General features: G+C 68.4%; 24 protein-coding genes. 9 read left to right on the forward strand and 15 right to left on the reverse strand.

The features are described 5' to 3' along the window. The first annotated feature begins 62 nt into the window (after window positions 1–62). From ACPWUT_RS14755 to ACPWUT_RS14770, 4 genes are all read left to right on the forward strand, one after another. The gene (locus ACPWUT_RS14755) at window positions 63–914 is read left to right on the forward strand and encodes a fumarylacetoacetate hydrolase family protein (protein WP_425839054.1); all 852 of its coding nucleotides are present in this window, start codon (window positions 63–65) and stop codon (window positions 912–914) included. Beyond that, entirely contained in the window at window positions 911–1,672 is a 762-nt protein-coding gene (locus ACPWUT_RS14760) for an SDR family NAD(P)-dependent oxidoreductase (protein WP_425839057.1), read from the forward strand. Before ACPWUT_RS14755 ends, ACPWUT_RS14760 begins: the two co-directional genes overlap by 4 nt. Window positions 1,673–1,738: 66 nt before the next feature. Continuing rightward, window positions 1,739–2,917 carry a mandelate racemase/muconate lactonizing enzyme family protein gene (locus ACPWUT_RS14765; protein WP_425839060.1) on the forward strand — a complete coding sequence of 393 codons (1,179 nt, stop codon included), beginning with the start codon at window positions 1,739–1,741 and terminating at the stop codon, window positions 2,915–2,917. Between the two features lie 9 nt (window positions 2,918–2,926). Beyond that, window positions 2,927–3,694, forward strand: a complete 768-nt coding sequence (locus tag ACPWUT_RS14770) for a FadR/GntR family transcriptional regulator (RefSeq protein ID WP_425839063.1) — start codon at window positions 2,927–2,929, stop codon at window positions 3,692–3,694. A 50-nt stretch (window positions 3,695–3,744) separates the two neighbouring features. Here ACPWUT_RS14770 and ACPWUT_RS14775 read toward each other — a convergent pair whose 3' ends face one another. The 9 genes from ACPWUT_RS14775 to ACPWUT_RS14815 all read right to left on the reverse strand — a co-directional run bounded on the left by ACPWUT_RS14775 (window position 3,745) and on the right by ACPWUT_RS14815 (window position 11,660). Continuing rightward, complete coding sequence (locus ACPWUT_RS14775) at window positions 3,745–4,092, reverse strand: L-rhamnose mutarotase (protein WP_425839066.1); 348 nt, start codon at window positions 4,090–4,092, stop codon at window positions 3,745–3,747. Next, entirely contained in the window at window positions 4,089–5,009 is a 921-nt protein-coding gene (locus ACPWUT_RS14780; protein ID WP_425839069.1) for a carbohydrate ABC transporter permease, read from the reverse strand. The genes ACPWUT_RS14775 and ACPWUT_RS14780 overlap by 4 nt, the downstream gene beginning before the upstream one ends. Beyond that, window positions 4,996–5,715 carry a carbohydrate ABC transporter permease gene (locus tag ACPWUT_RS14785; protein ID WP_425839072.1) on the reverse strand — a complete coding sequence of 240 codons (720 nt, stop codon included), beginning with the start codon at window positions 5,713–5,715 and terminating at the stop codon, window positions 4,996–4,998. Before ACPWUT_RS14785 ends, ACPWUT_RS14780 begins: the two co-directional genes overlap by 14 nt. Before the next feature lie 278 nt (window positions 5,716–5,993). Next, window positions 5,994–7,364 carry an ABC transporter substrate-binding protein gene (locus ACPWUT_RS14790; protein ID WP_425839075.1) on the reverse strand — a complete coding sequence of 457 codons (1,371 nt, stop codon included), beginning with the start codon at window positions 7,362–7,364 and terminating at the stop codon, window positions 5,994–5,996. 231 nt (window positions 7,365–7,595) lie between these two features. After that, window positions 7,596–8,204 carry a hypothetical protein gene (locus ACPWUT_RS14795; protein ID WP_425839078.1) on the reverse strand — a complete coding sequence of 203 codons (609 nt, stop codon included), beginning with the start codon at window positions 8,202–8,204 and terminating at the stop codon, window positions 7,596–7,598. 139 nt (window positions 8,205–8,343) lie between these two features. Beyond that, window positions 8,344–9,174 (reverse strand): alpha/beta fold hydrolase, encoded by an 831-nt coding sequence (locus ACPWUT_RS14800; RefSeq protein ID WP_425839081.1) that lies wholly within the window; start codon window positions 9,172–9,174, stop codon window positions 8,344–8,346. Between the two features lie 30 nt (window positions 9,175–9,204). Continuing rightward, a complete protein-coding gene (locus tag ACPWUT_RS14805) occupies window positions 9,205–9,921 on the reverse strand; it encodes an alpha/beta fold hydrolase (RefSeq protein ID WP_425839084.1) in 717 nt (238 codons plus the stop codon). 103 nt (window positions 9,922–10,024) lie between these two features. Beyond that, window positions 10,025–11,272: an MFS transporter gene (locus ACPWUT_RS14810; RefSeq protein WP_425839087.1), complete on the reverse strand. Its 1,248-nt coding sequence runs from the start codon at window positions 11,270–11,272 to the stop codon at window positions 10,025–10,027. Window positions 11,273–11,414: 142 nt separating this feature from the next. Beyond that, a complete protein-coding gene (locus ACPWUT_RS14815; RefSeq protein ID WP_425839090.1) occupies window positions 11,415–11,660 on the reverse strand; it encodes a hypothetical protein in 246 nt (81 codons plus the stop codon). A 165-nt stretch (window positions 11,661–11,825) separates the two neighbouring features. On the opposite strand from ACPWUT_RS14815, the gene ACPWUT_RS14820 reads away from it, so the two are divergent. The 3 genes from ACPWUT_RS14820 to ACPWUT_RS14830 all read left to right on the forward strand — a co-directional run bounded on the left by ACPWUT_RS14820 (window position 11,826) and on the right by ACPWUT_RS14830 (window position 15,117). Then, the gene (locus ACPWUT_RS14820; protein ID WP_425839093.1) at window positions 11,826–12,161 is read left to right on the forward strand and encodes a hypothetical protein; all 336 of its coding nucleotides are present in this window, start codon (window positions 11,826–11,828) and stop codon (window positions 12,159–12,161) included. A 93-nt stretch (window positions 12,162–12,254) separates the two neighbouring features. Continuing rightward, window positions 12,255–13,499: a YhgE/Pip domain-containing protein gene (locus ACPWUT_RS14825; protein ID WP_425839096.1), complete on the forward strand. Its 1,245-nt coding sequence runs from the start codon at window positions 12,255–12,257 to the stop codon at window positions 13,497–13,499. 25 nt (window positions 13,500–13,524) lie between these two features. Further along, complete coding sequence (locus ACPWUT_RS14830) at window positions 13,525–15,117, forward strand: FAD-dependent oxidoreductase (RefSeq protein ID WP_425839099.1); 1,593 nt, start codon at window positions 13,525–13,527, stop codon at window positions 15,115–15,117. A gap of 3 nt (window positions 15,118–15,120) precedes the next feature. On the opposite strand, the gene ACPWUT_RS14835 is transcribed toward ACPWUT_RS14830, so the two are convergent. Further along, complete coding sequence (locus tag ACPWUT_RS14835; protein WP_425839102.1) at window positions 15,121–16,023, reverse strand: helix-turn-helix domain-containing protein; 903 nt, start codon at window positions 16,021–16,023, stop codon at window positions 15,121–15,123. Between the two features lie 408 nt (window positions 16,024–16,431). Between ACPWUT_RS14835 and ACPWUT_RS14840 the strand changes: the two genes are divergently transcribed. Beyond that, the gene (locus ACPWUT_RS14840) at window positions 16,432–19,626 is read left to right on the forward strand and encodes an ATP-binding protein (protein ID WP_425839105.1); all 3,195 of its coding nucleotides are present in this window, start codon (window positions 16,432–16,434) and stop codon (window positions 19,624–19,626) included. A gap of 12 nt (window positions 19,627–19,638) precedes the next feature. Further along, on the forward strand, window positions 19,639–20,286 hold the full coding sequence (locus ACPWUT_RS14845) for a TetR/AcrR family transcriptional regulator (RefSeq protein ID WP_425839108.1): 648 nt from the start codon (window positions 19,639–19,641) through the stop codon (window positions 20,284–20,286). Window positions 20,287–20,854: 568 nt separating this feature from the next. On the opposite strand, the gene ACPWUT_RS14850 is transcribed toward ACPWUT_RS14845, so the two are convergent. From ACPWUT_RS14850 to ACPWUT_RS14870, 5 genes are all read right to left on the reverse strand, one after another. Continuing rightward, window positions 20,855–21,889 (reverse strand): hypothetical protein, encoded by a 1,035-nt coding sequence (locus tag ACPWUT_RS14850; protein ID WP_425839111.1) that lies wholly within the window; start codon window positions 21,887–21,889, stop codon window positions 20,855–20,857. 111 nt (window positions 21,890–22,000) lie between these two features. Continuing rightward, window positions 22,001–23,338: a dihydrolipoamide acetyltransferase family protein gene (locus ACPWUT_RS14855; protein ID WP_284528356.1), complete on the reverse strand. Its 1,338-nt coding sequence runs from the start codon at window positions 23,336–23,338 to the stop codon at window positions 22,001–22,003. A gap of 47 nt (window positions 23,339–23,385) precedes the next feature. Then, complete coding sequence (locus ACPWUT_RS14860; protein ID WP_284528357.1) at window positions 23,386–24,402, reverse strand: alpha-ketoacid dehydrogenase subunit beta; 1,017 nt, start codon at window positions 24,400–24,402, stop codon at window positions 23,386–23,388. Then, on the reverse strand, window positions 24,399–25,529 hold the full coding sequence (locus ACPWUT_RS14865; protein ID WP_284528358.1) for a thiamine pyrophosphate-dependent dehydrogenase E1 component subunit alpha: 1,131 nt from the start codon (window positions 25,527–25,529) through the stop codon (window positions 24,399–24,401). The genes ACPWUT_RS14860 and ACPWUT_RS14865 overlap by 4 nt, the downstream gene beginning before the upstream one ends. Before the next feature lie 115 nt (window positions 25,530–25,644). Further along, window positions 25,645–26,838, reverse strand: coding sequence for a glycoside hydrolase family 1 protein (locus tag ACPWUT_RS14870; protein ID WP_425839116.1), 1,194 nt, complete (start codon window positions 26,836–26,838; stop codon window positions 25,645–25,647). Window position 26,839: the final 1 nt, after the last annotated feature.

Below are 26,839 nucleotides of genomic sequence, written 5' to 3' on the forward strand. Positions count from 1 at the left end.
TCCCCCGGCTCCCGATCCCCCGACCCCCGCCCCCGCCCCCTCGACCCCTCCAGGAACAGCCCATGAGCATCGCACGCCTCGGCCCCGTCGGCCAGGAGATCCCTGTCCTCTGGCACGACGGCGCCGCCCTCGACCTGCGACCGCTCACTGCCGACATCGACGGCGCATTCCTCGCCGCCGGCGGCGTGGCGCGAGCTCGCGGCGCCGGGCGCGCGGGAGAGCTCGCTGCGCTCCGTGATGCGGAGTCCCTCCGCGTCGGGGCTCCGATCGCCCTCCCCGGCAAGATCGTGTGCGTCGGGTTGAACTACCACGACCACGCGGCAGAGACGGGCGCGACCCCGCCGACCGAGCCCGTCGTGTTCATGAAGGACCCGAGCACGATCGTCGGCCCCTTCGACGACCTGGTCCTCCCGCGGAGGTCGGTCAAGACCGATTGGGAGGTGGAGCTGGGGGTCGTGATCGGATCGACCGCGCGGTACCTCGACTCCCCCGACGAGGCGCTTCGCCACGTCGCCGGCTACGTGGTCTCGCACGACGTCTCCGAGCGGGAGTTCCAGCTGGAGCGCGGCGGCCAGTGGGACAAGGGCAAGAGCTGCGAGACGTTCAATCCGCTCGGTCCCGTGCTCGTCCCTGCCTCCGACGTCGCCGATCCGCAGGAGCTCGGACTGCGACTCTGGGTCAACGGCATCGCCCGGCAGAACGGGTCTACGGCGCAGCAGATCTTCTCCGTCGCCCACGTGATCTGGTACCTCTCACAGTTCATGGTGCTGCGTCCCGGGGACCTCGTGAACACCGGCACCCCCGCGGGCGTCGCGCTCGGCCTGCCCGGCCATCCGTATCTCCGAGCGGGCGATCTCGTCGAACTGGAGATCGACGGTCTCGGCCGTGCCGCCCAGCGGGTGGTGTCGGCATGAGCGCGGGCGAGTTCGACGGCCTCGTCGCCGTGGTGACGGGCGGCTCCTCCGGTATCGGCCTCGCGACGGTGCAGGCGCTCGCGGCCGCCGGTGCGCAGGTCGCCGTCCTCGACCTGACGCGGGGCGACCTGCCGGACCATGTGCTGCACCGCGTGGCGGACGTGACCGATCGCGCCTCCGTCGATGAGGCCATCGATGCCGCGGCCCGCCACTTCGGCGGCATCGACGTGCTCGTCAACAGCGCCGGCGTGAGCTGCGTCGGAACGGTCGAGGAAGCGACCGAGGCCGACTGGGATCGCGTGCTCGACATCAACGTGCGCGGCACCGCGCGTGCCAGCGCCGCAGTCCTCCCGTTCCTGCGTCGCTCCGCGCACGCCGCGATCGTCAACGTCTGCTCGATCGGCGCCCTCAACGGCCTCCCGCAGCGGGCGGTGTACAACGCTTCCAAGGGCGCGATCCTCGCGCTCACCTACGCGATGGCGACGGACCACGTCGGCGAAGGCGTGCGGGTCAACTGCGTGAATCCCGGGACGGTGTCGACCCCGTTCGTGGACCGAATGCTCCGACAGTTCGCCGACCCTGTCGCCGAGCGCGCCGCGCTGGACGCTCGGCAGGCCACGGGCCGCATGGTCACCCCCGCGGAGGTGGCTGGCGCGATCCTCTATCTCGCCAGCCCGCGCTCCGGATCGACGACGGGGACGGCGCTCGATGTCGACGGCGGCGTCACCCACCTGCGAGTGCGCAGGGGTCAGACCTGACTCCCCGCTCATCGTTCATATGATGTATGCTCTTTGTGAGAGTTCTCCGAGAATGTCAAGGTTGATATGAAGATCACGGGCTACCGCACGGTTCGCACCCACCGCGACTGGGGGCGACCCGTCGGCGACGTCAACGGATTCATCGCCTCCGGCATCACCGAGGTGCCCATCGTGATCGTCGAGACCGACGAAGGAGTCGAAGGTGTGGCCATCGGGTCGGACCACGACATCGACCGCATCTTCCCCGCTCTGGAGGGGCAGGATCCCCGCGGAGTCTCATCGCTGTACGACGCCATGCTCGCCCATGTGTTCAAGGCGGGCCACAACGGCGCGACCTTCGGCGGTGTCGCCACGCTCGATGCGGCGCTCTGGGACATCAAGGCGAAGCTCCTGGGCGAGCCGCTGTGGCGCTTGCTCGGTGCGCGCGAGCGGTTCGTGCCGGGCTACGCCTCCGGACTCGACATCGCTCTGACCGACGAGCAACTCGCGACGTTCTACGCGACGATGGCCGACCGCGGCTTCACGAGCGGCAAGCTCAAGGGCGGGCGCGACCTGGAAGCGGACCTGCGCCGGCTCGAGATCGTGCAGTCGTCCCTGTCGCGCAACTCGCCGCATCCCGCACTGATGCTCGACGCGAATGAATCGTGGAACCTCAAACAGGCCGTCCGCTACGTCTCGGCGGTCGAAGCGGAGCTCGACCTCGCCTGGATCGAAGAGCCCCTGCGTCGCTGGGACGCCCACGGCCACGCGCGTCTCACCCGTTCCGTCAAGGCCGCTGTCGCGACCGGCGAGAACCTCACGGGCCTCGAGCAGTTCCGCACGCTCTTCGATCTCGGCGCCGTCGACATCGTCCAGACGGGTGCCGTGTGGGGCATCACGCACTTCCTGCGACTCGCTTATGCGGCGCATGCGCGCGATCTCCCCATCAGTCCGGTCGGGCTCACGAGCAATCCCGCCGTGACCCACGCCGCTGCCGCGGTTCCGAATCACCTCACCGCCGAGGTGCAGGACCTCGGCGCCCCGTTCGGCGTCTCCCTCGACGAGCACATCGCGGACGGCGGCATCGTCCTGGGCGACCTGCCTGGCGCCGGCGTCGCGGTCGACGAGGCTGCCATCTCCGCCGCCCGGCACGACGGCAACTGGCTGCAGTCGGCGGGCCCGCACGTGCGCCCCCTGCGCGCCGGCCTCACCCTGACCGGCGGCGCGACCCCGGCGCTCCCCGGCGCGCCCGCGCACAGCGCCTAGAATGTTGCGATGAATGATCTTCTTCGCGCGACCGACTCCCCCGCGCGCGTCTTCGATCGACAGTCCGCACGAACCCCCGTCTCGCGCCTCGGTGTCGCCGTCGTTCACGATCTGGTGACCGCGGTCATCACCGCGGAGATCGCAGAGGGAGCGATGCTCCCGCCCGAGATCGAGCTGAGCGCTCACTTCGGCGTCAGCCGAACGGTCATCCGCGAGTCGATCAAGCGCATCGAGGAGAAGGGGCTGGTCGCCGTCGTCCAGGGCAGCGGCACCACCGTGCGCGCGCGCGAGTTCTGGAACGTCCTCGACCCCGTGGTCCTCCAGGTGATGCTGGAGAACGACGCCTCGCTGGGCGTTCTGGACGATCTCGCCATCGTGCGCGGCGCGCTGGAGGGAGCCATGGCGGCGGCGACGGCCGGGCGCCGCTCCGAAGAGGAGCTTGCGGCGCTGCGGACCGCGTTCGGGCGGATGGTGGAGACGATCGACCACGAGGACGAGTACAACGAGGCCGACATGCAGTTCCACCTCGTCGTGATGAACCAGTCGCAGATCCCGCTCGCAGAGAGCATCACCCGCACCCTCTACTCCCGCGCCCGCGAGTCCGCGCGGTTCACGACCAACCCGTCGAAGGACGTCTTCCACCAGACTCTGGAGGAGCACCGCCGGGTGCTCGAGGCGATCGAGCAGGGCGACAGCGCTGCCGCCGAGGCCGCGATGCGCGCGCACATCCTCGATGCGTGGCAGCGCCGTCGTCAGCCCACGTCCCGCAAGCCCTGAACGCGCCGCGGAGGGTCACCCGCCGCCGGCTCGAGTGAGCTGCCCGCGCGTCAGTCCTGGTGCCACACCTCGTCGAACTGCTCCCAGTTCGGGCTGTCGGAGCCCTCACGGAACGGAAGCTGGCACGGTGCCGTGTACGACCACCACTCACGGGTGACGGGATCTTCTGCCATGCGTGCCTGGTCGGCGTCGTAATCGTCGCCGACATATTCGTAGTAGCCGAGGATCACGTCGTCGAGCACGAAGATCGTGAAGTTGCGGATGCCGCAGCGCGTGATCGTCGCTTCCACCCCCGGCCACACGTTCGCGTGCAGTTCGAGGTACTCGGCACGCTTCTCCGGCGCGAGCCTCGCCGCCATGCCGAACCGGCGGATGGCCGGCGAGTCGGACGCGCTCACTCCTTCGTCCCACCTGCCGTCATGCCCGTCACGAGGAATCGCTGCGAGAACAGGAAGATGATGAGCACGGGGCCGACCGACACCAGGGTCGCCAAGGCGAGCACGGGGAGCGAAATGGTGATGGATGCCGAGCTTGTCGGATTGAACAGGGGAACGTTCGACAGCAGCTCTGCCAACCCCACCTGCACGGGCGACTTGCGGCCGGGCGCCATGACGAACGGCAGGAAGTAGTTGTTCCAGTTGCCGACGAGGTTGAAGAACCCGACGAGAGCGATCACCGGCGTCGCGAGCGGCATGGCGATGCGGCCGAACACCCGCCACTCCCCCGCGCCGTCGATCCGAGCGGCGTCCAGCAGGTCTTTGGAGACACTGGTGGAGAAGTAGATGTAGGTGAGGTAGACGCCGAACGGGAAGAACGAGAACGGCAGGATGACCGCCAAGGGGTTCCCGACGAGCTTCAGCGCCGACATCTCCAGGAACACGGGGAGCACGAGGGCTGTGCTCGGGATGAGCATGACCACCAGGGTGATCACCAGCAGCGCTTTGCGCAGGCGGAACTCGGTCATCGCCAGTGCGTAGCCTGCCGGGATGGTGACGATCAGCGTGAGGATCAGTGCCGCGCCGGTGTAGAGCACCGAGTTGCCGATCCATGTCCACACGATGCCGTTCTGGAACTGGACGAGCTCGTTCCAGTTGCTCGCCAGGGTGCCGAAGCCGCCGAAGCTGAATGGTCCGTCCAGGAGCAGCTGACGAGCGGTCTTGGTCGGCGCCAGCAGCAGCCACACGATCGGCACGGCGAAGAAGAGCACGAAGGCGATGAGGACGACCGTCACGAGCGCCCGACTCATCCAGCCTGCGGGCGAGGGCTGCCGTTCCTTCTTCGCACCGACGATGGTGCGGGTGTCAGTCGCGCTCAAAGAGTCCTCCTCGGAAGACGAAGATCGCCGACAGCACTGCGGCGACCACCAGCAGCAGCAGCGAGATCGCGGCGGAGCCGTTGAAGTCGCCCTGTCGGAACGCGTAGAGATACGCGAGCTGGTTGATGGAGTAGTCCGGCGGCACGACGCCCTTCGACGCCTGCGACAGCACGCGCGGCTCGACGAAGAGCTGAGTCCCGGCGGCGAGCGACATGATCGCCATGTACGAGATCCACTTGCGCAGCAGGGGGATCTGGATGTGGATGGCTGTCTGGAGCGCGCCGGCGCCGTCGATGCGCGCCGCCTCCAGCACGTCGGCCGAGATGTTGTTGAGCGCGCCGTACATGATGACGATCCAGCCGCCCGCGCCGGTCCAGAAGGCGATGACGGTGAAGATGATCGGCAGGTTGTCGATCGAGACGGTCTGGACGAAGTTCTCGAAGCCGAACGCCCTCAGGAGGAACGCCACCGGGCTCACCGTCGGGTCGAGCAGGAACAGCCAGAGCATCACGCTCGACGCCCCCGCCAGCGCTCCCGGAATGTAGAAGACGAATCGGTAGCTCGTCGAGAGCCAGCGGCGGCCGATCGCGTGCACGAGCAGCGCGAGGAGCACGACGAAGAAGAGCAGCGACAGCAGGTAGAAGACCAGGTAGACCGCGACGTGCATGACGGCAGGCAGGAACCGGTAGTCGCTGAAGATCCGCACGAAGTTGTCGACGCCGGAGAAGGCGCCGTCCTTCGTGAAGGACAGGTAGACGGCGTACAGCGTCGGGAGGATGCCGAAGGCCAGCAGCAGCAGTCCGTATCCGGAGATGAAGACGTAGCCGATGCGGCTCTGCGAGCGATCGAGGCGACGCTTGACGCGAGGCTCCCGCCCCCGCCGGGCCTCCGAGGAGGCCGCGGCGGCGGCGGGAGCGGTGAGCGAGGTAGTGATGGGAGTTTCCTTTGCTCGCGGGGGCGGCTTTGCCGACCGCGTGGACCGGACTACTTGACGGTGTAGCCCTGCACGGTGGCCTGGTTCTGGTACTCCTTCTGGAGCGCCGGAACGAGGTCGGCCATGGTCTTGCCGGCCGAGATCCCGGGGATGACGATCGAAGCGTACGCTGTCTCGGCGCTGAAAGAGGGGTAGCTCCACCCGCTCCAGACGCTCGCTGCGGCCGTCGAGACCGCAGCCGCGAAGTCGCCGACGTAGTATCCGGAGCTGGCCTGCTCGGAGAGCCAGGTCTTGGCGGCGGAATCGTACGCGGGCAGGCCGGAGGCCAGCTTCACGGCGTCATCGGAGCTGGTGACGAACTCAAGGAACTTCGCCACTGCGGCAAGGTTGGCAGAGTGGCTGGAGCCGTACCAGACGCCGCCGCCGACATTGCCGGTGACCTTCTCGCCTCCCTCCCAGTACAGCGGTGCCGACGCGCCGATCGTGCCTGCGGGGGCGTTGAGGCTGTCCTTGTTCTGGAACAGGGCCCCCGAGTACCAGGCCGGGCCGGGCATGCCGAGCACTTTGTCGCCGTACTTCTGCACGAACTCGGCTCCGAACACGCTGTCGTTGACGAGGGTCTTGTTCGCGATCATGTGGTCGAGCAGCGCCGTGACCTTCTCGGACTTGGGGTCGGAGAAGTTGCTCGAGAACGTGTCACCGTCCACCTGGAAGACGGGCGCCTCGCCACCCCAGTAGTAGATGTACGGCCCCTGGAAGCTGTCACCCACGGAGCCGAGGATGTAGCCGGGGTGCTCCGCGGCGACCTTGTCGCTAAGAGCCTGGTAGTCCTCCCACGTCTCGGGGATGTCGTAGCCGAACTCCTTCATGAGCGCGTCGTTGTACCAGTAGACGACGGGAGCGAGGTCGTTGCGCACGCCGTAGACGTTGCCGTCGACGGTCATCGGACCGAGCGCCCCCGTGGTGAAGCCGTTCAGGAAGTCCTCGGAGAGCAGGCCCTTGTTGAGCACGGCCGCGAACGGCTGGCCGCCGTTGTTGGACACGCTCGCCCACGAGGTGTCGTTCTGCTGCGTCGAGAAGACGACGTCGGGCCAGCCGGAGCCGGACTGGTCGAACAGGGCGATCTTCGTCTTGAACGAGTCGCTTCCGCCCGAGTTGCCGTCGTACGTCTCGACGTTCACGGTGATGTCGGGGTTGGCATCCTGGAACGCCTTGGCGATGGGCTCGCGGGACGAGTCGACCCAGACGGTGATGGGAGCGTCGGCGTCCTGCTCGACGGCGTCGAAGCCGTACTCGGAGTCGGAGGTGCCTTCTGGTGTCGCGCCCGGCGAGCAGGCGGTGAGCGCCACGACTGCGGCGATACCGGTGGCGAGGGCGATGGTGCGGGGAACGAGGCGTGAGCGTCGGAGCTGTGATGCCATTGCGCGTCCTTTTCTGGTCGGCGTCCTTGACGACAGGGCCGTCGGGCGACGGCGAGTGCTAGTACATCATACATCTCACCTAATCGCAATCCACGCAGCCGGCCGAGCCGACAAGCTGCGCGCGAGCCGACACGCTGCGGACGCGCATAACGTGTCGGCTCGCGCAAAGCGTGTCGGCTCGGCGCAGGGGCGCGTCGGCCCAGCCACTGCGCATGCAGCCCCCACCGGCGACTAATCGAGGTGGATCGTCTGGACGTCGCATCCTTCGTTACGCACTGTGCGGTCTGCGTCTGCATACAGCTGTCTGCACAGAACGATCCCCAATGGGTAGTCGATCGTTGAGGTCACACCATGTGACTCATAGGTCACGCGGACTCCCCTCATGGTGCCCGCATCCGGATCGGCCCTTGAGACTTCGAATCCGAACACGGCTTGCCCCTCGCCATCCGACCATGCCGCGTCATCGACGGGGCATCGCAGGTTCACAACCGCCGGGCCTTCAACGGGAAAGCCGGCGTCAGCCAGCGACTGATCTGATCCTTCGAGGTAACCGCTGCTGTCTGCATCAGAGGGCAAGACGGCGAAGCGTGTGATCTCCATCCCACCGGTTGGATCTATGGGCTCCGCGTCCACGACCGTGACAGTGCCGTCGTCCTCGACGCACATGCGTATGTCGTCGAAGGAGTAGTTCGCGTCAGAAGTCGTCCGGTCCAGGGCGATGCTCCCGCCCGATCCTGGCGGATACTCTGCGAGTTGCGCGCCCCCTCCTGCGCAGCCGCTCAATGTCATGACGATCAACGCGGAAGCAAGGACAGGAAGACGACGCACGCTGCCAATCATCCACGTGATTCATCTATCGAGCGCTCGGCGCCGTGCGGGCTCCGGCCCGAGCGTACAGAGAGCACGCTGTCGCCCGCCGCCTGCCACCGGTGCGATGCGCGGCAGGCGACGGGTCTCTGCATCGTGGAGCAGTCGGCGCCTACCGCGCTGCCTGGCGGATGACGGACAGCACCGAAAGCGGTTTGCTGATCATCGGTACGTGCGACGAGTTCACCTCGACGGTCCTGGAGCCCGCGCGACTCGCCATTGCCCGCTCCGCGACGGGCGGAATCGTCCGGTCCTGCTTCGCGACGATGTACCAGCTGGGAATCGTCTTCCACGCGGGAACGCCCGATGGTGTGCCGAACGCGGCAAGTGCGGCGGGTCGCTGAGACGCAGCCATGACGGCCGCCAACGGCCGCGGGACGTCCTGGGCGAAGATCGAGCGGAAAGCTCTCACGTCGATGTACGCATCCGCATCCCCTTCCGAGGCCCCAGGGAACGGGCGGATCACGAGGTTGGCGCCGAGATCCGACTGGCCGCCGCCCAGAGTGTTGGCGTCCTGCACCGTTTCTCCTTCATCGAGCGCGTACGCCGCGACGTAGACCAGCGACTTCACATCCGGGTCTCCGGTGGCGGCGTTGGTGATCACCGCCCCGCCGTAGGAATGTCCCACCAGCACGATCGGTCCGGCGATCGTGTCGAGGAATCTGCGCAGGTACTCGCTGTCGTATTGCAGGCCCCGCAGAGGGTTCGGGAACGCAAGAACCGGGTAGCCCTCGGCCTGGAGCGCCGGGGCCACGAGGGACCAGCCACTGGAGTCCGCGAACGCACCGTGGACGAGAACGACGGTCGGCTTCGGCGACGAGCCGCCATGCGGGCGCACGTCGGACGGCGGCGTGGCACCTGCGGGAAAGCTGACCACGCCGATGCCGAGCACGGCGACGGCAAGGGCAGCGATGGTCAGTCGGAAACTCCTCCGCTTGTACATATCTCTTCTTCTCTCGCGAAAGGCGCAGCGTCAGGCGTGCAGCGCGCGGACGATGAATGCCGCGACGGCGGCGGGCTGTGCGATGAAAGCGACGTGGCTGCCATCGATGTCTTCCACGGTCGCGTTCATCCGCCCCGCCATGAACCGCTGGGCGTCGGGTGAGATGGCGCGGTCCTCGTTGGAGACGAGGTACCACGTAGGGCTCTCCGCCCACCCCGAATGGGTGAGCGGCTCGCCGGCGGCCGCGGCGGCAAGCGGACGCTGCGAGACGGCCATCACCTCGGCGATGTCCTCAGGAAGGTCCGCGGCGAACGTCTCCTGGAACTGGCCAGGGTCGATGACGAGGTCAGGTCCTCCCACGGCTCCGACCGCGTCGAAGGGTGTCGGCCGGACGGTGCTCGCCAGCAGAGGCGCCGGGAACGGCTCCTGGACGCTGCTCACGCTCTCGCCGGCAGCGGGAGCGAAGGCGGCGATGTAGACGAGGCCGGCGAGGTTGGTCAGTCCGTCGGCGGCTTCGGTGATGACGGCGCCACCGTAGGAGTGACCGACAAGGAGGACGGGACCGTCGATAGCGGCGGCGACCGAGCGGATCGCGCGGGCGTCATTCGAGATCCCTCGCAGCGGATTCGCCGGTGCGACGACCGTGATGTCGGCAGCCTTCAACTCGCGGATGATGCCAGCCCAGCCTGACGCATCGGCGAAGGCGCCGTGAACGAGGACGACGGTGGGAGTGGGACTGTCGGACATGATCTTCCTTTCAGATGGTTGTCGGCTCGTCGGGCGACGATGCCGACCTGTGCGGCGGAGGCGCGCGCCTCCGAACGGCGATGAAGGGCGAGACCCGGGCGCGTCAGCCTGGCTTACGGGCGCCGTCGAGTAGCCGCAGTGCGCGCGGTGTCGTGACCGCGAAGATGAGCAGGCCGAGGATCACGAAGATCAGTCCCACCCACGAGGTGGCGAGCACACCGAAGCCGGCGGTGAGCGCAAAGGCGCCACCGACCGCTCCCAGCGCATTGGCCAGATTCAGCGCTGAGAGGTTCAGGGCGCCGACCAGGGTGGGGGCGTCGGGGGCGAAACGGGCGAGCAGGGTCTGAATGGTCGGGATGGCCATCATCGCGCTCGCGCCGACGCCGAACAGACCGACGAAGAGGACCGGGAGCGAGGCGCCGCCGAGGGCGACGACGACGAGGAACACGCTGACGAGCGCGAACCCGCCGGTCAGTCCGCGTGAGGTGAACTGGTCCGCCAGACGGCCGCCCACAGCATTGCCAACCGCCATCCCCACACCGAATATGGCCAGAGCGACAGGGACGACGACCGGGGCCGCCTGGGCTGCGTCGGTGACGATCGGAGCGATGAAGGTGTACACCGCGAAAATGCTCGAAATGCCCAGAGCCGCGACGGAGAAGATGACCCAGACCATGGGTCGAGCCAGCGCGCGCAACTCTGTCGTGACGGGGCCGCCTGCGAGGTCCGCTGTTCTCGGCACCCACATCAGAATGGCGACGCCCGCAAGGAGTCCGAGAATCGCCACCGCCACGTATAGCCACTGCCATCCGAAGACCTGTCCGACGAAGGTCCCGGCCGGTGACCCGAAGATGGTCGCGATGGTGAGGCCCGTCATGACGGTTGCGAAAGCCTGCCCGCCGCGACCTGGGCCATAGGTGTAGGCCGCGACGACGGCGCCGGCGCCGAAGTAGGCGCCCTGAACGGTTCCGGTGAGGAAGCGGGCAGCGATGAGCACCGCCATGTTCGGCGCGAGAGCGGAAACGAGATTGCCCACGAGGAACACGATGATGAGCCCCAGGAGCAGGGTTCGCCGGTTCAGTCGGGCGGCCGCGATGGTGATGAGGGGAGACCCGATGACAACGCCGAATGCGTATGCGGTCACCGCCCACGTGGCGAGAGGGATCGTCGCGTCGAAGTCCTCGGCGTACAACTCGATGATCCCGTTGGTGCCGAACTCGCCGGTGCCGATGGCAAACGTGCCGAACGCCAGCGCGAAGAGCGTCAGCGCCTTGTTTCTGCGCGACGCTGCCGCCGGAGTGTGTGTGGTTTCCGCGGCCACACACTGGGCCGCGTACGCGGTCTCTTGCATCAAGGCTTCTGCCCTTTCCACTGCGGGGGCTGGGTCGCTTGTGAGCTGAGCGACTCGAGGATGGGTGTGCGGCTCACGCTAGGTACCGCCGAGGCCCGGCGGTGTCGGGATGCGACGGCACCGTGTTGCGTTCAGGTCTCCCTCACTTGGGCGGGAACCCGCCGGCGGCGGCGACGGCGACGGTGGTGATCACTGCGGCGAGAATCACCAAGACGCTGATGATGATGCCCGCGATCGCCAGCTTGTTGCTCACGTTCGCGCGGCGGCTCTGGTTCACGGCGATGATGCCGAAGATCAGGCCCAGCACCGGAAAGACGAAGGCGAGCACGAAGGCCCATATGCCCAGTGCACGGCCTGGTGGGACGACGGTGTCGGCTCGATAGTTCATCGTTCTGCTCCCTGGGGTCGGTGTTGCCCCACCGTGGACCGGTTTTCGAGGGAACGCGATGCGCGGCCGGCTATCAGCGCGGATCGCGACAGGAGTCCGGCGGAACTCGACATCTCGGCGCCGCACAGCATGGAAGCGTGAACACCGTCGAGGGAGGGCGTCGTCATGTCGCAGAGTCACGAAGCGCGGGAGGTCACGCAGGAATTGGCGGCGGGGGTCCCGCAGAGGGCGGTGTCGCTTGCGTACGGGCCCACGCGCAGCGTGAACGGCGCCGAGCTCATTCCCGTCGCGCTGGTCACCTACGGTTTCGGCGGATCGGACGAATCGCAGCGTTGGGGAGTCGGCGGCGGCGGAGGAGGAGTGGCGATACCGCTCGGCGCCTACGTCAGCGGTCGGGACGGTCTGCGCTTCCGACCGAACCCCGTGATGCTGCTGGGCGTGGCGATCCCGCTGGTGCTCGCCGTCGGACACGTGCTCCACAACCTCGTCCGTCGCCGCTGATCCGTGGCGAATCCTTCGAAGCGGCCGTGACCAGATAGGGGAGGAACGTTCATGAGTCGAACGCCCGCGCTGACTGCGCGACGGACCTGGTTGATGCCCATCATCCTCATAGCCGTGCTGGCAGCCGCCTTGCCCGCGGTGTATCTCGCGGCCACCGTGGATCCGCGCGGGAATCTCTCGGGCATGCCCGTTGCCCTTGTCGTCCAGGAACAGCAGTCGACGGGTGGCGGGTACGCGGATGCGGTGGGCGACGCGGTCGCCGCGAGTCTGGGGGATGCAGTCACACTGCTGAGGATGACGAGCGCAGAACTCGATTCCGCGATGGCCGAGGACAGGGTTGCCGGAGCGATCGTGATCCCGGACACGTTCGACGCCGGCATCATGAGTCTCCTGCCTGAGGGCGCGGATCCCTCTGTACCGACGGTGCGTATCGCGACGAATGCCGGCGACGGGGGGCTGAGCAACGGACTGGTCGTCTCCACCGTGACGCCCGTGCTCGCCGAGATCTCAGGCGAGCTCGGCGCGCGGATCACCGGCACCCTGACGTCCGAGGTGACGCCCGAGGAGAGCACTCTCCTCTCCGAGCCGTTCGCTATCGCGTCGGGACCGTACGCCGAGCTGCCCTCCCCCTCCGGTCTGGGAACGAGCGCCTTCTACTACGCACTGATCCTGGTCCTCCTCGCGTTCATCGGCGCGTCTCTCGTGAATCCGCTGGTGGATACGTCGCTGGGGGTCATCCCCGGGGAGGTCGGGCCGCTGGTTTCGCGGGCGCCGTACACGTCGGTCAGCCGGGTGAGAACATTCCTCGTGAAGGCCGCCATCCTCACGACGGCATCGCCCGTGGCCGCGACCATCCTGCTGGGCCTAGCCGCCTGGTTGGGTGTCACGGCACCCGACCCTTTCATGCTGTGGCTTTTCTCGGCGGCAGTCATCGCCGCCATCGGAACCAGCGCTCTGGCGATCTTCGCCGCCCTCGGATCGGGTCTCGGATCGCTCGTGAACACGTTGTTCTTCGTGGCGCTGGCCATGGTGTCCTCCGGCGCCATCGTCCCTCTGGAAGCCACCCCGCCCTTCTTCCAGCTCGTGTCGTGGCTTGCCCCGTTCCGGCACGTGGTCGACGGCACACGGGCGTTGCTCTACTTCGACGGCAACATGGCAGCGGGCCTCGGTGAAGCGTGGTGGAGCGTCCTTCTCGGTGGAGTTGCAGGGGTTGCCCTCGGCGTTGCCGTGACCTCCCTCTACGGGCGGTTCCGCCGCTTCACGCGTGATCCGCGCCCTCTTGCAGAGCCGGCAGCCTTCGACGCCGTCGTCGCGCCACCGGAGGGCACTGCTCGGTGAGGACCGGGAAGTGGCCCTACGCCCGATGAACGACCTCGTCCTCAGCCCCTCGCAGTTTCGTCGACTCGCGGCTTACGGCGCCCGGACTCCGGTCGAGGAGGGGCATGTCCTCTACCACTCCGGAGACGCGGACTACGATCTCTTCTTGGTCGACACCGCCCGCGTGGCCGTCAGCCGCGACCGCTCGACTGCCGACGATGAGCACATCGTGTACGAGCGTGGACCAGGGGACTTCCTGGGCGAGTTGAGCTTGCTCACGGGGCAGCAGGTATTCCTCTCGGCTCGCGTCGTTCAGGCGGGGGAGGTCATACGACTCACTCGCCCGCGGTTCCGTCAAGTGCTCCAGGAGGAGCCGGATCTTGCGGATGCGTTGCTCGAGGAACTGGTGCGCCGGCGACAGCTGATGTTGTCGGCGGCGACAAGCGCTCTCGAGATCGTCGGGGAGTACGACGACTCGCGTACTCGGGACATCCTGGCCTTCGCGGAGAGAGCGGCGCTCCCCCACCGCCACTACGACCCGGCATCGGCCGAAGGGGAGGCGCTCCTCGCCGCACACGGCGCGCCGTACAGCCGGCTGCCCGTCGCCTTCGTGAGTTCACGCGCCGTTCGGGACGCCACTCCGGCGAAAGTCGCCGGAGAACTCGGTCTCGCAGGCCGTCTCCCGGACGGGGAGGTCGACGTAGCCATCATCGGAGCGGGGCCCGCGGGACTCGCGGCGGCGGTGTACGGCGCATCCGAGGGGCTCTCCACACTCCTCATCGATGGCATCGGCGCGGGCGGCCAGGCGGCGACGAGTTCGCGGATCGAGAACTATCTGGGGTTCCCGATGGGCGTCAGCGGGTCAGCACTCGCGCATTCCGCCATGCTCCAAGCACTGAAGTTCGGAGCGCATTTCACCGCGCCCTGCGTCGCGACCGCCATCGAGACCGACGACCACGGGGTGCGCATCACGCTGTCCGATGGGGCCACGGCGCGTGCACGCGCCGCCATCCTCGCGCTCGGCGCGCAGTATCGAAGATTGCCGTTGCAGGGATTGCCCGCGTACGAGGCCACCGGGTGCGTACGCTACTCGGCGACCGAGCTGGACGCGCGGGACGTCCGGGGTCGCCGAGTCGCCGTCGTGGGAGGAGCCAACTCCGCGGGACAGGCCGCGCTGTTCCTTGCGTCCCGTGGAGCAACGGTGGAGTTGCTGGTGAGGGGCGGGCGGCTACAGGACCGTATGTCGGACTACCTCCTCCGCCGCATCGTGGCGGAGCCGGGTATCACGGTGTCGGTGCGCTCTCACGTGCGGGAGCTCATCGGCGACGGCCATCTCCGCGGCATTCGAGTCGAAGGCCCTGACGGAGTGCGACACCTCGCGGTCCAGAACCTCTTCAGTTTCGTAGGAGCCACCCCTGTCACCGAATGGCTGAACGGACCAGAACTCGACGAGCATGGATTCGTCCGCACCGATTCCGCGCTGCGATCGCACGTCAAGGCATTGCCGTATCAGACGTCTGTCCCCCGGGTCTTCGCCGCAGGCGACGTCCGCTCCGGATCTATGAAGCGCGTGGCCTCCGCCGCCGGCGAAGGTGCCGGCGCCATCGCCTCCGTGCACGCATACTTCGCGCAGCAGTAGTCCTCACGCCGACATCTTGACAGCCGGGGTCGGCCCCGCTCCGCGAGCCCCCCTGCTCTCGGGCGAGCCTGTGCGCGACTGGCGCCGATCCCGGACGGCGTAACTGCGTGGGGTGACGCCGTGCCGGGCACGAAATTGGCTGATGAAGTGTGAAACGCTCGAGTATCCGACCCGGTGCGCCACCGTGGTCACGTCAAGATCTGTGTCCTCCAACAGCTCACGCGCTCTCTCCAGCCGGCGGTCCTTCACGAACTGGTACGGCGGTCGACCGGTCGCCGTAGTGAAGAGTGCGGTGAGGGCGGACACACTGAGCCGCGCGACCGCCGCGAGGTCTGCGACGGCGATCGACTCGTTCAGGTGATGATCGATGTAGTCGAAGACCGCCGTCAAAGGCTGCTCCGATCTGCAACCTCGCGCCATGTCGAGGAGACGGTGACGCTGGTCCCCCTGCAGCAGCCGATAGAGCACCTCGTAGCGATAGATGGGCACCAGCACCGCTCGGTCCCGCGGGCTGCGGGTGGCCTCCAGCATCCGCGTCAGAGCGCCCTGCAGGTCAGGGTTCGAAAGCGAGGGCCCCGCGCCCACCGCCACCCCCGTGCTCGCGCTGACTCCTACCACGCTCGCGATCTTCTGAACCTCCACGCCGTCCAGCGCGAGGGCGACGGACACGAACGGCTGCGCGGGAGATGCGTCCGCTATGCGCCCCCGGGGTCGACGCCGTCCGTCGACAACCACGTACTCGGATTCCCGGATGAGACGGTCCTCGCCAGACACCATCAGGCGAAGGGAACCCTGAACCACGAAGATGACGCACATCGAGGATCCGTCGCTGAGCAGCAGTTCCGTGCGGGCCCCCTGTACGCGCACACTGAGCCCGTCGATGCTGGGCCTGCGGGCTGCGCTCATGGCGCTGACTGCCAGTCCGGTCGCGAGGCCTCGCCCAGTGACTCCCATCGGTGTTCGACTTTGCGGGACGTCACCGACTCGCATCTCCGTCTCCCGTCTCACTTCTGCTCCGCAGCTCCGCCGAACGCCTTGCCCGCGTATCCGGCTCAGCTTCCTTCATACGCATCCGTTGTGGAGCGGCTCTGGAAACGGTGTGGAACACCACGCGCGCGATGGCTCACTCCATCGCCGATCACTAGAGCGTGACTCTAGTTACAATGGGGGGACTCTATCCACTCGTTTGCAGCATCGCGGAGCCCGGTTCAGCCATGGCGTCTCGCTGGCTACAATCCCGGACAAGAAGCTCATCCGAGGGATCTCCCGGCTGGCGTCACGGCGCTCGGCCACTGATGTGAGCGGACTATCGACATGGCGCCGACCCCCGAGACCGACCCCGCGACGCGGGAGTCGACCCTCCCCCCGGCCCTCAGGGTGCACGTCCTCGGCGCCGTACGAGCGTGGCGAGATGGCAGTGAGGTCGATCTGGGCGGTCCGCGATGCGCTGGACTCCTCGCCGTTCTGATCGCTCGCGCGCCGCACCCCGTCAGCACCGCGGAGCTGGTCGCGCTGTTATGGGGCGAGGCGCCCCCGGCGAGCGCGGTCAACACGATTCATCGCTACGTGGGTACCCTCCGCCGGGTGCTCGAACCGGGTCTCCCGCTTCGAGCGACCGGAACTCTCCTGCGGGGCCGAGCCGGAGGCTACTCGTGGGCGGGAGACGATGACCACCTCACGAGCGACCTCCGCTCGTTTCGCGTCGCCGTCCACCGCGCGGCGAGGGCGGCTCAGTTGGGGGAACGTCGGGATGCTCTCGCCGACTACGCAGCCGCACTCGAACTCTGGAGCGGTCCGGCGGGGGATGACGTCAGGTCGGGCGCGCACATCCAGACCCTGTTCGCGACCATCGACAACGAGCTGTACGACGCCGCCGTCGCTGCGACTCGGATAGCCGTAGAAGTGGGGAGACCACAGGACGTCGTGCAGAGTGTCAGCTTTGCCGCTTCTCTGTCGCCCCTGCACGAGCCCTTGCAGTCGAGCCTGGTCACGCTCCTGGCAGCAGCCGGTCTGCAATCCGAGGCACTGGCGCTCTACCACCGCGTCCGCGACAGGCTGAAGGACGACCTGGGGGTGGATCCGAGTCCGGTCCTGCAAGCGGCCTTCAAGGAGGTCCTCGCTGGCGCGCCGACGGCGACAACGCGAGACCGCAACGACGTGCGGGTCGCGCGCAGCATCGTGGGCCGAGAGGCAGAACGAAGCGCTGTTCGATCCGCGGTCGACGATGCTCTTTCGGGCGCGTCGAGCATCCTCCTGTTCGAGGGCGAGCCCGGGATCGGGAAGACCCAGCTGCTGGATTTCGCCGCCGAGCTGGCGCAGCGTGAGGGCGCCACTGTTGTCAGGGGCCGCTGCATCGAGGGAGCGGGCGCGCCCGCGATGCACCCGTGGCTGCAGATCACCGAGTCGCTGCTTCGGGACCCGACAGCCGGCCAGGAGACGCGGGCGGGTCTGGCCGGAGTCCTCCGTCTTCCGGAGGACGCTGCGCCCCTCGCGTTCGTGCTGCCGGACCTCGGCACGCAGTTCCGGCTGTTCGAGGCGATCACAGCCCTGTTGACTCAGGCCGCCGCCCACCGTGCCGTCGTGGTCATCCTCGACGACCTTCATTGGGCGGACACCGCGACGTCGGAGATGCTGACGCACCTCAGCAATCAGCTGCCCACCGGTGTCGCGATCTTCGGCGCATTCCGCGACCGGGCCCCTGCACCCGACTGGGAGCTGGTCCGGACCCTGGCGCACATCGGTCGGCATCCGCGTAGCCGGAGGTACAAGCTCGCTCCCTTCCAGCCCTCGGAAACCGCCTCGCTCATACGGCAGGAGGCCGGTGACCAGAGTGATCCTTCGGTCACCGAGCGGATCCATGCTCGAACCGGCGGCAATCCCTTCCTCGTGCGAGAGTTGGCGCGGATGCTCGGCGACGGCAGGCTCACCGAGCCCGCGAGCCCCGAGTGGGAGCTTCCCTCGAGCGTCGTAGACATCGTGCGAGACCGCACGCGCAATCTCCCGCCCGACGCCAGGCGCATGCTCGAAGTGGCAGCACTCGTAGGTCGCGTGGTCGACATTCAGCTGCTGGCTGCGGTCTGCGCGATCGACCTGGAAGCATGCCTGAAGCACCTCGACCTCCTGAACGCGGAGGGTCTGATCCACCTGCCGATTGCGGACCCGCGCATCTTCGAGTTCACACACGACCTGTTCCGCGAAGCAGTCCTCCAGGCTGCGGGTCGGGAGGGCACGGCCCGGCTTCACTTGGCGATCGCTGCCGCTCTGCCGCAGACGGACGCCGCCGGGGAAGCCATCGCCGACCATCTCTGGCAAGCCGGCCCGCTAGCCGACGAGCAGCGGACGGTGTCGGCTCTCATCCGCGCCGCTGAGATCGCGACGTCGCGGTCTGCGTTCGATACCGCAGATCGGCGACTGAGGGATGCGGCACGCCTCGCAGAGCGCAGCGGTCTCCTCGAACTCGAACTGACCGCTCTTTCTCGCCTCACGGCGATCGTCGGAATGCGAGCGGGGTACGTGGGTGCGGCCGTCACCTTGCTCGAACGCGCAGAAGCGCTGGCGCGACAACTCGGTCGAGAGCGCGCTTCGGCTGACTTCCTCTTCTCCCGCTGGGCGGCGTACTCGCAGGGCATCGATCTGACGAGGGCAGAACCGCTCGCCGAGAGGCTGAGGGAGTGGGGTCGGTCGTCCGCCGATCCGATCGTCCAGGCCTACGGCTGGCACGCGTGGGGCTTTCACCAGTGGGATCTCGGCAACATCGATGCCGCGTTCGAATATCTCAACCGTGCGAACGCTGCCGCCTTCGAGGACGACAAGGACGACACACCCGACCCGCTTCGTCGTGACTTGCAGCTCCTCTGGCCGGTGATGCTGGCGCTGGTCACGGGACTGCACGGCGATGTCGCCGGCGCGAAGAAGCAGTTCGAGCGAAGCGAGCACGCCGCCGGCGATGACCCCTACGCCGTAACCGTCTGGTCCGCCTTCTCGGTCATGACCGCCGCGCTCGCCGGTGACGTGGCGTGGGTGAGACGGGCATCGGCACGGGGGATCGCGGCCGATCCCGACCATTCCTTCACCTTCCTCGGGAGCTACCAGCGGTTGGGCGCGCTGTGGGCTGCGGCAATGCTCGATGACGACCCCGGCGGCGCGTCCCTTCGAGCTGAGGCGATCATCGAGTCGGTCTTCGCCGACCCGCCGAGGTCAGGCCTCGCGACCTGGTACTGCCTCCTCGCGGAGATGATGCTCCGAGCGGGAAGGGTGGATGAAGCCGAACGAGCTCTGGAGCGCTCCGCGGAATTCATGGAACGGTTCGATCAACGTTACGCGGAGGCGTTGCTGCTGCTTCTTCGCGCGGAACTACTCGCGGCGCGAGGCGAGACGTCGGATGTGGTGCGCACCGCCATCCTGCGGGGAAGGGAGCTCGCCACCGCGCGAGGCGCCCATCTCTTCGTCCACCGCGCCGACAGCATGCTGAGTCGGCGCCACCTCAGGCCGGCCGACGACAACCGATAGGCTCGATCTCCCATGTCAGCCCCCGCAGAAGATGGCCCGGCACCCAGCCGGCGCAGCGAGTACGCAGCACAGACGCGCACGGCGATGGTAGAGGCCGCACGCAAGCTGTTCGTCCGAGACGGTTACGCGGATACGACCGTCGAGGCCATCGCGCGCGAGGCTCGCGTCTCGCCCGCCACGGTGTATGCACAAGCCGGCGGAAAGCAGGGCCTGCTCAGGAGCCTGCTGCTGGAGTGGTCCCTCACCGGCAATGTGCCGAGCGCGCCCGAGCGCTGGGCTCAGATCACGGACCCCCGCGCAAAGCTCGCACAACTGATTCGCGGCACCTTCGACGTTTACCGCACACATGGTGACGTGATTCTCATCGGGCGGCGGGCGGCGGACTCCTCCGCAGACGCGTCTGAGTTCGTGTCGATGACGAGTCACCTCTTCCGAGAGCTGCTCGAAGAGTTCGTGGGTCAACTCCGCAAGACGGGCGACGTCGCCGCTGACCTCGACGACAAGCGCGCCGCCGATCACCTGCAGTTCTTCCTGCGATTCGAGCAGGTTCGTCTCCTCCTCGCGGATTTCCGCTGGAGTGAGGAGGAGGCTCAAGGCTGGCTCGAGGCGACTTTGGCCGGGGCGGTACTGCGCGACCCGGGCCACACGACCAGCGCGTGAACGGCCCTTCGAGGTCATGGCTGCACGCGGCGAGGAGGGCCGGGTAAGCGGCGAGGATTCCGACACAAAGCGATTGGATTCAGACACTGGAGGACGTGCCTCCATGGGACCGTCGATCAGATCGAGTACGCCGCCGATGTCGAGTCGAGAATCCAGCACCTACTGAAGGGAACCATGGTGGCCCGCCCGCAGCCTGAGTCCGACGACGACCGCAATGTGACATACGACCCGGCGGAGTCTGCGTACCCGCGCTTCATCGCCCTACCGCTGTTCCTGATCGGCATCCCGACACCGCGGCGCCGGAAGAGTGCTGAGAACTCGCAGGGCGAGGGGTAGCCCGGCCCCGACCCGCCGTGCCGCATCGCACGCGCCCCGCCCGCACCCCGCCGAAGCACCGCCGCCGAGCCACCGCCGCCGAGCCGACACGCTGCCGCCGAGCCGACACGCTGCGGACGCACATAGCGTGTCGGCTCGCGCATAGCGTGTCGGCTCGGCGAAAAGGGGCTCGCGCCGCAACGCAGCGGGGCGGGAACTGCCGCGCGCGGCACCCGGCTTGTCGCGCGGTCGGCTACTCGCCCGTGTCCAAGAAGTGGACGACGGTGTTCTCGACGTCCATCACGGACAGGGTGCTGCGGTCGGCCGACACGCGGAGGTGACGCAGGTACCCCGGCAGCACGTGCTCGTCGGTGATCGCGCCGCTGGAGGCGACCATCTTGGCGACGCCGTCGTTCGGCACTCCGGCGACGTAGAGGCTGCGACCGTCGCCGGCGGCCACGACTCCCCGCGGCTGCCCGACGCCGCGGACGTCGATCGTGCGGGCGAGGGTCGCCTCGGGGATGCGGTAGACGAGGATCCGGTCGTTCGCGACGGCGTCGCCCGCCGGGATGTACAGCGCTTTTCCGTTGCGCGAGAAGGTCGCGCCCGCGTCGATGTTGCCCGTGCCACCCTGGGTGAGGTCGATGCGCTTGCCGATCGCGCCGGTCTTCGCGTTGATGGCCCACAACCGCGGCTTGCCGTCCATCCAGCTGCAGTCCGTGACGTAGAGGCGGCGTCCGTCGCTCGTCGGCAGGACATCGCAGGGGCTGTCCACGGCGAACTTCGGGAAGCTCGTCAGATCGCGGACCGTGCCCGTGCGCGTGTTGAGCAGGCGGACCTTGTCGGTGGCGGCCACGTAGACGCCGACTCCTCCCGGTCCGAAAGCGAGCACCCCGGACTTGGCGACGGAGGCCGTCCGCACGATCTTGTTGGTCGCGGTCGAGATGATGTGCACCCGCGCCTTGCCGGCGGAGGAGAAGCTGGCCACGAGCACCCGTCCGTCCGGAGACAGCGCGGTGCTGCCGACCTTCGGCATCGCGATGCGTCCCGACATCTCGCCCGTCGTCGTGTCGACGATGTCGATGCCGCCGCGCGAGGTCGCGAGGTAGGCCGTCGTGCCGTCGTTGCTCAGCTCGGCGTCGATCAGGTCGGTCGGCTGAGGCAGCGCGTACGAGGCGCGAGGCTGGATGCCGTCAGCCGCAGGAGCCGCGGCCTGCGCCGGGATCACGCCCGCGCACAGCAGCACCGCGGCGGTCGTGGCGATGATCGATCGGGTGCGGACGTGCATCGGTGAACTCCTTCGTCGGGGGTTCCTTGCAGGGTAGCCGACAGCCCTGCGCATCCGAGACACCCCGGAGGCCACGCACGGCAGTTCCCCTTCCCCCTGCCTGCTGTCATCTCAGTCGAGGAGCAGTGCGGGCTCTTCCAGGATCGAGGCGATGTCGGCGATGAAGCGGCTCATGCCGTCGCCGTCGATCACGCGGTGGTCGAACGAGCCCGAGACGGTCGTGACGAAGCGCGGGCGCACCTCACCGTCGACGACCCACGGCTTCTGCCGGATCGTGCCCATCGCGACGATCCCCGACTCCCCCGGGTTGATGATGGGCGTCCCGGCATCCATCCCGAACACCCCGATGTTCGTGATCGTGATCGTGCCGCCCTGCTGGTCGGCGGGGCTCGTCTTCCCCTCGCGGGCGGTGAGCGTCAGCTTCTCGAGCGCCTTGGCGAGCTCGCGCATGTTCATGTCCTGCGCGTCCTTGATGTTCGGCACGAGGAGCCCGCGCGGCGTCGCGGCGGCGATGCCGAGGTTGACGTAGTTGCGCACGCGGATCTCGGCGGTGCCGTCCTCGCGGTCGATCCACGCGGCGCCGACCAGCGGCGTGCGGCGGACGGCCCAGATGACGGCGCGCGCCATGATCAGCAGCGGCGACACCTTGATGTCGGCGAAGTCGGGCGACGCCTTGAGCCGCTTGACGAGCTCCATGGTGCGCGTGGCGTCCACGTCGGTCCAGACCGACACGTGCGGTGCGGTGTAGGCGGAGCGGACCATCGCCGACGACGTCGCCTTGCGGACGCCCTTGACGGGGATGGCCTCCTCGCGGCCCTCGACGAGCGCCGGGGCGGGAGCGGATGCCGCGGGCACCGGCGGCACGGGGATCGTCTGCTCCCGCTCGACCGGCCGGTCCGGGGTCGCGATGTTGCGGAAGACGGAGGCCTGGTCGGCGTGGCGCACGACGTCGTCTCGCGTCACCTCGCCGGCGGGTCCGGAGGGCACCACCTGGGCGAGCTCGACACCGAGATCGCGCGCGAGCTTGCGCACCGGCGGCTTCGCCACCACTCCGGCCGAGGCGCGGACGGCCTCTTCGCGCGGAGCGGGCTTGCTGCGACGGGACTTCACCGCGCCGCCGGTGCCGTAGCCGACGAGCACCGCGCCCCCGGCGTCCGCCTCGGCGGGCTTCTCGCCGTGCTCGCTCTGCCCGGCCGACACGTCGGCGGCGCCGCCGCTGATCGTGATGATCGGCGCGCCGACGGTGACGGTGTCGCCCTCGGCGACCAGCAGCTCGCCGATCGTCCCCTCGAACGGCGACGGCAGCTCGACGAGGGACTTCGCGGTCTCGATCTCGACGATCACGTCGTTGACGGCGATGGTGTCACCGGGGCCGACGCGCCACTGCACGATCTCGGCCTCGGTGAGGCCTTCGCCGACGTCCGGCAGGTGGAAGGTCTGAGTGCTCATGGCAGCTCCTTCGTCAGGCCTCGGTGGTGGACCGAGAGTACGACATGTCAGTAGGCGAGGGCGCGATCGACGGCCTCGAGGATGCGGTCGGCGTCAGGGAGGAACAGCCCCTCGAGCTTGGCCGGCGGGAACGGGGTGTCGAAGCCCGAGACGCGCAGCACGGGCGCCTCCAGTGCGAAGAACGCCTTCTCCATGACGGTCGCGGCGACCTCCGAGCCGACCGACGTGAAGCCCGACGCCTCCTGCGCGTAGACCATGCGGCCGGTGCGGCGCACGGAGTCGAGGATCGGGCCATAGTCGATCGGCGAGATCGAGCGCAGGTCGATCACCTCGCACGAGGTGCCCTCGCCCTCGGCGAGCGCGGCGGCCTGCAGCAGGGTCGTGACCATCGCGCCGTGGCCGACGAGGGTGACGTCGGTGCCGCGGCGGACGACGCGCGAGGCGTGCAGCGGCAGCGCGCGGGCGGAGGTGTCGACCTCGCCCTTCATCCAGTACTTGGCCTTGGGCTCGAGGAAGATGATCGGGTCGTTCGAGGTGATCGCGTCCTGGATCATCCAGTACGCGTCGTTGGGCGTCGACGGCGACACCACCCGCAGACCCGGGGTGTGCGCGAAGTACGCCTCGGGGCTCTCCTGGTGGTGCTCGACGGCGCCGATGTGCCCGCCGTAGGGGATGCGGATGACCACCGGGAAGGGCAGGGCGCCTTCGTGCCGGTTGGTCAGCTTCGCCAGCTGCGAGGTGATCTGGTCGAAGGCCGGGAAGACGAAGCCGTCGAACTGGATCTCGCACACCGGGCGGAATCCCGCCATCGCGAGGCCGATCGCGGTGCCGACGATGCCCGACTCGGCCAGCGGGGTGTCGAGCACCCGCTCGGCGCCGAACTCGGCCTGAAGCCCCTCCGTCACCCGGAACACGCCGCCGAGCGGGCCGATGTCCTCGCCCATGAGCAGGACGTGGTCGTCGGCGGCGAGCGCGGCGCGCAGCCCCGCGTTGATCGCCTTGGCGAACGGCATGGTGACGACGGATGCCGGGGCGGCGCTGGTCTCCTGGTCGACGACGCTCATGCCTTGCCTCCCTCGAAGGACGCCTCGTAGTCGGCGAGCCAGCGGCGCTGCTCGTCGATCAGCGGGTGCGGCTCGCTGTAGACGTGCCCGAACATCACCTCGCGGTCGAGGTCGCCGAGCGCGTTGGTGCGGATGCGGACGTCGTCGGCGTACGCCGCGGCGTCCTCCTCGACTCCCGCGAAGAACTCGTCCGAGGCGCCGCGTGCGCGCAGGTACGCGTGCATGCGGGCGATCGGGTCGCGCCGCGCCCACGACTCCTCCTCATCGGAGGTGCGGTACTTCGTCGGATCGTCGCTCGTGGTGTGGGCGCCCATCCGGTAGGTCAGGGCCTCGATCGCGCGGGGGCCGCCGCCGGCGCGCGCCTCGTCGAGCGCGGTCTTGGTGACGGCGTAGCTCGCGAGGACGTCGTTGCCGTCGACCTGGATGGAGGGCATGCCGTAGCCGGCGGCGCGCTGGAAGAGCGGCGTCCGCGACTGGGTGCTGACCGGCACCGAGATCGCCCAGTGGTTGTTCTGCAGGAAGAAGACCTGCGGCGCACGGTAGCTGGCGGCGAAGACCATCGCCTCGTGCACGTCGCCCTGGCTCGACGACCCGTCGCCGTAGTAGACGATGAGCGCCTCGTCCTTCTCGGGGTCGCCCGTGGCGGTGCGCTTGTCGAAGACGAGGCCCATGCCGAAGCCCGCCGCGTGCAGCGTCTGGGAGCCGAGCACGAGCGTGTAGATGCGGGTGTTGCCGTTCTTCGGGTCGGTCGGGTCCCAGCCGCCGTGAGTCAGGCCGCGCATCAGCCGGATGATGTCGATCGGGTCGACGCCGCGGATCGTGCACACGACGTGCTCGCGGTACGACGGGAAGAGGTGGTCCTGGGGGCGAGCCGCTCGGGCGGAGCCGACCTGCGCCGCCTCCTGCCCGAAGGACGGCGGCCACAGGGCCAGCTGCCCCTGGCGCTGCAGGTTCGTGGCCTGCCGGTCGAAGGCGCGCACCACGACCATGTCGCGGTAGAAGGTCTCGAGCTCGCTGTCGGCGAGCGCGTCGATGAGCGGCAGGTAGCGCTCCGCTCCGGGCGTGGGGGCGAACGTCCCGTCCGCCGCCAGGACGCGCACGAGGGCCGGATCGTCAGGCGGGGTCATGTACCCACGCTAACGCTCCCCGCATGCGTGCCACTGCATGAGTTCGACAACGGATGCCGCGATTCGCGGTGCCGCCGAGACAATCGGGCCGGGAGAAATCCGCCTCGGCGGGGGCTCACGGCGCGGGGAGGACGTTCTCCTGCGCCAGCGCGCCCAGCCAGGCGAGGCTCGGCTTCGGGGTGCGGACGAACGTGTCGCGGTCGACGCCGATGAGCCCGAAGGTCGGGCGGAACGAGCCCCACTCGTAGTTGTCGAGCAGCGACCAGTGCAGGTACCCGCGCACGTCGCAGCCGTCGGCGACGGCCGCCGCCAGCCCCTGCAGGGCACCGGTCGTGTAGTCGATCCGCCGACTGTCGTCGGCGGTCGCGATGCCGTTCTCGGTGACGAGCATCGGGATGCCGCCGGTCACCTCGTGCGTGTGGCGGAGCGCGTGGCCGAGGGCCTCGGGGTAGTACTCCCACCCGGTGAGGGTCCGCTCGACGTCGTCGGGGAACGGCACAGGGCCGTCCGGGCCGATGATCGTGCGGAGGTAGGACTGCACGCCGATGAAGTCGTCGCCGCGGGACTGCTCGAGGTAGAAGTCCTCCCGCCAGTAGCCCCACTCGTCGCGCTCCTTCTCGTACCCCGGCACCGCCTGGTACACCTGGTTCGCGACCGTCCAGCCGGACTTCACGTGGCCGAGACCACGCAGCACGTCGACCGAGGCGTGGTGGGCGTCGGCGATGACCCGGGCCACGTGCGGCGAGGGCCCCGGGAAGTTGACGCCGTTCTCGGTGTCGATCTTCGCCTCGTCCTGGTTGACCATCATGTTGGGCTCGTTGATGGTGACGACCCAGTCGACGTCGTCGAGGATGCCGGTGGCGACCTCGGTGTAGCGGCGGAAGCGGTCCACGACGTCGGCCGCGTACCAGCCGCCGTCGCGGAACTGCCAGCGCGGCACCGTGAAGTGGTGGAGCGTCACGATCGGCTGCACCCCGGCATCCCGGCAGGTGTCGATCATGCGGCGGTAGTGGTCGAGCTGCGCGCGCGAGACGACGCCCTTCTCGGGCTCGATCCGGGCCCACTCGATCGAGAAGCGGTACGCCGTCAGGGCGCCCGCCGCGAGGAGGGCGATGTCCTCGGGGAAGCGGTGGTACGAATCGAGCGCGTCGCCGGAGGGCTCCTCGACGGTGGTCCCCTCGGAGTGCTCGTACTCCCAGTGGCTGGTGTTCACGTTCCCGCCCTCGACCTGGTGGGCGGCCGTCGCGGCTCCCCAGATGAAGCCCTCCGGGGCGGGGATCGTCTCGAACGGTCGGTTCGTCGCGGTCATG

Source organism: Microbacterium sp. PA5 (genome assembly GCF_049860775.1).
Taxonomy (GTDB): domain Bacteria; phylum Actinomycetota; class Actinomycetes; order Actinomycetales; family Microbacteriaceae; genus Microbacterium.